The following is a 1,005-nucleotide window of genomic DNA, read 5'->3' on the forward strand; positions in this document are numbered from 1 at the left end:
TGTATTTCATCTTAAGCCAACGCTACAAAATCACTCTCCACCAAAACCCTAACAAACCCTCCGATCTCGTCTTTGGCACTCCTATTGGATCAGCCAGAAAAATCCTCTCTTATCAAAACACTAAAAGAGTGTTTTACACCGGTGAAAACGAAGTCCCTAATTTCAACCTCTTTGATTACGCTATAGGCTTTGATGAATTAGACTTTAGAGATCGTTATTTGAGAATGCCTTTATATTATGATAGACTACACCATAAAGCCGAGAGCGTGAATGACACCACCGCACCCTACAAACTCAAAAGTAACAGCCTTTATACTTTAAAAAAACCCTCCCACCATTTTAAAGAAAACCACCCCAATTTATGCGCAGTAGTGAATGATGAGAGCGATCCTTTGAAAAGAGGGTTTGCGAGCTTTGTCGCAAGCAACCCTAACGCCCCTATAAGGAACGCCTTCTATGACGCTTTAAATTCTATTGAGCCAGTTACTGGGGGAGGAGCAGTGAAAAACACTTTAGGTTATAACGTCAAAAACAAAAACGAATTTTTAAGCCAATACAAATTCAATCTGTGTTTTGAAAACTCTCAAGGCTATGGCTATGTAACTGAAAAAATCATTGACGCTTATTTCAGCCATACCATTCCTATTTATTGGGGGAGTCCTAGCGTGGCGAAAGATTTTAACCCTAAGAGTTTTGTGAACGTTTGTGATTTTAAAGATTTTGATGAAGCGATTGATTATATCAAATACTTGCACACGCACCCAAACGCTTATTTAGACATGCTCTATGAAAACCCTTTAAACACCCTTGATGGGAAAGCTTACTTTTACCAAGATTTGAGTTTTAAAAAAATCCTGGATTTTTTTAAAACGATTTTAGAAAACGACACGATCTATCACAATAACCCTTTTGTTTTCTATCGTGATTTGAATGAGCCTTTAGCGACTATTGATGATTTGAGAGCCGATTATGATGATTTGAGAGCCGATTATGATGATTTGAGAG

The 1,005-nt window shown here is 37.7% G+C and carries 1 protein-coding gene; it reads left to right on the forward strand.

The features are described from left to right. Positions 1-1,005 (forward strand): glycosyltransferase family 10 domain-containing protein (locus G6069_RS07850; RefSeq protein WP_197293933.1); only part of this gene is annotated, 1,005 nt, incomplete at both ends.

The sequence above is a fragment of the Helicobacter pylori genome, assembly GCF_017594925.1.
Classification (GTDB): domain Bacteria; phylum Campylobacterota; class Campylobacteria; order Campylobacterales; family Helicobacteraceae; genus Helicobacter; species Helicobacter pylori_DP.